This is a genomic window from Daejeonella sp. (genome assembly GCF_044342615.1).
Taxonomy (GTDB): domain Bacteria; phylum Bacteroidota; class Bacteroidia; order Sphingobacteriales; family Sphingobacteriaceae; genus Daejeonella.
This window is the reverse complement of the sequence record NZ_JBIIPN010000192.1, coordinates 1-3,842: the sequence shown is the minus strand read 5'-3', so window position 1 is coordinate 3,842 and position 3,842 is coordinate 1. Positions and strand designations below refer to the sequence as shown.

3 protein-coding genes are annotated in these 3,842 nt (G+C 34.0%); 1 reads left to right on the top strand and 2 read right to left on the bottom strand.

What is annotated here, in order from left to right:
- Window positions 1-103: 103 nt before the first annotated feature.
- Both ACIQ0D_RS12075 and dcd read right to left on the bottom strand, forming a co-directional pair.
- The gene (locus ACIQ0D_RS12075; RefSeq protein WP_395805966.1) at window positions 104-2,815 is read right to left on the bottom strand and encodes a carboxypeptidase regulatory-like domain-containing protein; all 2,712 of its coding nucleotides are present in this window, start codon (window positions 2,813-2,815) and stop codon (window positions 104-106) included.
- A gap of 140 nt (window positions 2,816-2,955) precedes the next feature.
- Complete coding sequence (gene dcd, locus ACIQ0D_RS12070; protein WP_395805964.1) at window positions 2,956-3,492, bottom strand: dCTP deaminase; 537 nt, start codon at window positions 3,490-3,492, stop codon at window positions 2,956-2,958.
- A 70-nt stretch (window positions 3,493-3,562) separates the two neighbouring features.
- Here dcd and ACIQ0D_RS12065 point away from each other — a divergent pair.
- Window positions 3,563-3,842: 4'-phosphopantetheinyl transferase family protein (locus tag ACIQ0D_RS12065; protein ID WP_395805962.1), on the top strand; the 280-nt coding region annotated here is incomplete at its 3' end.

Here is a 3,842-nt window from a genome sequence, read left to right as displayed (position 1 = left end):
TGCAGTTCATTCACCATTTCCGCGTTTATAGCATTCGAGCGACCTCGATTTAATGAAAGGACGGCAATTTTATCTTTTATATTAACTTTTATCGTGTTCATGTTTATTTTACGCTATATCTGAATATATGCCTGCCAATGGTCCCATTTTCATTAATTCCTTCAACAATTGCTTTATAATTTCCTTTCTCATCGGCATTAAAGAACTCAAAACTCGCTCTTCCAGTTGAATCACTAATCACATGTGGATTCCAATAAATGGTTGTTCTTAAATCTGCCACCTTTTTGTTAGTCTCAGGATCATCGTAATTTGGTGCGTAAAATTCTCTGATACTTGAGTATCCTTTTGGACTATAACTCATAATTCCAGGTGCATAAGTTCGATAGTTTCTATTATATTCGCCTCGCTTGGTATTTACAATAAGTACGCCACCGGCACCCATCATTCCGTAAATTGCAGTATTTCCAATACTTTTCAAGATTTCAATACTTTCTACATCATTTGGATTGATAATATTCAAAAAATCAGGGTCTACATAGGATCCATCTAAAACCACCTGCATTGGAATGGGTCCCGAAAAGGAAGAAGTCATATTTCTAGTTGCGTAAACAATATTGTTCATCACAGTAATACCAGCATACCTACCTTGAATACATTGTACAATTGTTAAACAATTTTGTAATTGTTCGGCTTTAATTATATCGTCTGCCCTACCAGCTCCGTTTAGATTAGCTGAGTTTTTTATTTCTGCCTTCTTTTCTACTATTTTTATTTCATCTAGTATAATATTTTTGGTAATGAGTCCATTTTTTCTGAAGTCATCATATTGTGCGCGACTGTTTTCTAGGTATTTGAGCAGAGATTTGTTGACATTTACCTGTACCATTGCCTCGTTTTTGTTTTTGGTAACTAGTTGCGCAGGTATTATGTCAAGTAAAATTTCTACATTTTTCTTGTTTTTTTCATTTCTAGCCTGAACAATAAATTTGGTGCTATCATTAAAGTATAGATTATCAAATCGGAATGTACCATCACTATTAGTTATGGTATCTAATAACATTTGCGTCCCCGAAGATGAGAACAAGGTAACTTTGCCCCCTACTATAGGTTTTCCGGTTGAGGAGGTTACTTTACCACTAACCTGCATTTTTTTCTCAATTTCAAAAGCCAATCTTGGATAATTATCTGATAAAATATTTCGCCATTCAAAACGGCGCCAGCCTTGAGTTAGTAATAGATTGTCGAGATGTCTGATTTTATCCTCGTTTATATCTGTAAAATAGTAATTAGGTTCCTCAATAAAACCCTTGATGTCTGAGCTGAGGAGCAAATTTGAAATGATGCTCGTTTCGCTTTTTTCATCAAATGGTACCTTTGTTTCATCAATAACTGAAATGGAAAAACTGCCAATGCTAGGTTTTCCTGTTGAATCTTTTACATCTAACATGAGCTTTACTTTTTCTCTTGTTAGATATTCTGTCTTTTCTGAACTCAGTTTAATATCTAAAAAGTCGGAATGGTTGATAAAAATTAGACGCTCAGCTACCGGATCATTTTGGGGTGAGAATAATGTCAATTGAAGAATGCCTGTTGGGAAGCGTGATTTAGGAATTTCAGCAGCAAAAACGGCACTATTGACCTTGTTTTTTGATACAAAAAGTACTTGCCCATTACTCTGTGCTACTAAGGTAAATTCCTTATCTACTTGATCTACTTCTGTTGTAGAAACTTTTAATCTCAAGTTTTGAGGGTCAGTATTATCAGTATTTAAAACATAGCCACTTTGCTTAATCTTAGGTAAAGGAATAATTTTTTCTGATCCATCCTCAAATGTTACGTAGGCAGAATAATTATCCGTGCTGTGTGGTTTTAGTCTAAAACTTCCCATTCCTGCATGTTCTGATTTAAACTCGGCAATTTTATTTTGATTTTGATCAGCCACATATCCGCTAACTTTGATACCCAAACCATTTGAACTAAGAGCCTTAAAACCAAGTTTAGAACTTAAACCTTGAACCAAATCTCCACCCTCTGGGAAAAATTGAATACTGCTTTCGTTTGATGTCGATTTAATCGGGAAACTTTTTGAAGAGCTTGTTCTATCATCTATACGGATATTGGTTAAAAGCCTTCCTGATTTTAAAATAAAGGGCTGATTATTAACAAAATTAATCTGCAAATTGCCCTCCGCATCTGTTATTCCTTTTCCTTTATAAACCGTTCTAGAATCTAATGACACTTCATAAGTAACATCCTTATTACTCAAAGGAGCTCCAGACATTTCACTATATTTAATATTGGCCGTAACTTTTTGTCCTTTTGGATCCTTGCTAAATAAATACTCGATTTCACTTAATACCGTATTCGAAATGGAGTTACCAATGATAATTGTTTTATCAAAATAATATTCTTCTCCAAAATTTCTCATCCAATTGGTATAGGCTCTAATTCTATAATTGCCCTCTTTTAGCGAATCCGTCAAGGTAAAATCACCCCATGTTAGTCCGTATTCCAATGGCAATGTTAAAGATTGTTTTATCGAGTCCTTATCATTAATTAAGTCAATATATAATATCTTACTCACGTTTGATAACTCGTTCTTTTCAGCAGTTACTACATATGCTTTGAGCCAAATATTATCGCCAATAGCGTAATAGGGCTTGTCTAAATGTAGATGAACCTTTTCTTGAGGATATTCATAACGATATTTCTCAATTTGTTGGAGAATCTTTTTTAGTGGATCATCGTCTTGAGCAAAGGCTGAATTAAGTGCCGAAATGATTAATGAAAGGAAGAGAATGAGGTATTTTTTCATGTTTACTAAAATTATTAAGCAATAATAATTAGGTTAAGCACTCAATTAGTAGTTTCGGATGCTATTATATTAAAATATTAAGCCTCAATTTAATAAAAATTGAGGCTTTTTTAAAATAAACGAAAAAAATTATCGTTTTTCTAAAAAGCGTTCTTCCACATCATACTTTCAACTGGGCGAGTAGTTTTATTATTGTATTTAGCGTTCGTTTTAGTATTGTACATCGTTTCTACATCACCCTCTACAACAAAGTAGATTAATTGTCCAATTGGCATTCCTGCATAAATTCGTACCGGTTGAGCACATGAAATTTCTAAAGTCCAGGTATTGCAAAATCCTACATCACCCTTTCCTGCAGTTGCATGAATATCTATACCTAAACGACCGGTACTCGATTTTCCTTCCAAGAATGGAACATGCTTGTGAGTTTCGGTGTATTCAAGTGTAACCCCTAGGTAGAGCGTGTTCGGTTGAAGCACAAAGCCTTCTTTGGGAATTTCAAAATGATCAATTTCATTATGAGCCTTCGCATCTAGGACTCTATTTTTATATGTTGCCAAATATTTACCTAGGTGTACATCATAAGAATTAGTGCCTAAACACTCTTTTTTGAAGGGTTCTATGATGATATTCCCCTTTTCAATTTCTTCGAGTATGACTTTATCAGAAAGTATCATAAATAAGCTTAAGATTTGGACTAATTTATGATTAATTTGAGATAATTTTGCAGGTATTTTAATTTTTAAAATGGCTCTCGCTTATCATAAAAAAATCGACAATTCAACGTCTTTCGCTATTTGGAAGATTGAAGAGTCTGCAGATGAATTATTGGCTCAACTCCAGTTAAAAGAGCATGAGAAATCGTATCTTGATAGTCTGATTAGCGGGAAAAGGAATATGCATTGGTTAAGTACCCGTGTATTGCTTCGTAAAATGATGGATACTGATGAGTATATCGATTGTAAGGTAGATGATAATGGAAAGCCTTATTTGACAAATTTCCCTCATTTTATCTCGCTAAGTCACT

Bases quoted from the DNA above. Each gene is read 5' to 3' on its own strand.
- ACIQ0D_RS12075 (WP_395805966.1), bottom strand. From the start codon at position 2,815: ATGAAAAAATACCTCATTCTCTTCCTTTCATTAATCATTTCGGCACTT.
- dcd (WP_395805964.1), bottom strand. From the start codon at position 3,492: ATGATACTTTCTGATAAAGTCATACTCGAAGAAATTGAAAAGGGGAAT.